Genomic DNA, 232 nt, shown 5'->3' on the forward strand with positions numbered 1-232 from the left:
GTCCGCCGACGGCACGCTGACCCTCAAGGGCAGTACACTGGTCAACCGCCAGGGCGCCGTGGTCGGCGCCGGGCAGGGCATGCACCTGACCGTGGACAGCGTCGACAACCGCGGCGGCGAACTGTCCGCGGCCAAGGCGCTCAGCCTCACCGGGCAGCGCCTGGACAACACCGGCGGCCAGGTCCTGGCCGATACCGACCTGGCGCTGACGGTGGCCGAGGTCATCAACCAG

The 232-nt window shown here is 71.6% G+C and carries 1 protein-coding gene; it reads left to right on the forward strand.

Annotated elements, in window-relative coordinates; translation table 11 throughout:
• Window positions 1–232 (forward strand): hypothetical protein (locus OH705_RS28865; protein ID WP_267303653.1); only part of this gene is annotated, 232 nt, incomplete at both ends.

The sequence above is a fragment of the Pseudomonas sp. BJa3 genome (assembly GCF_026343815.1).
In the GTDB taxonomy this organism is placed as follows: domain Bacteria; phylum Pseudomonadota; class Gammaproteobacteria; order Pseudomonadales; family Pseudomonadaceae; genus Aquipseudomonas; species Aquipseudomonas soli.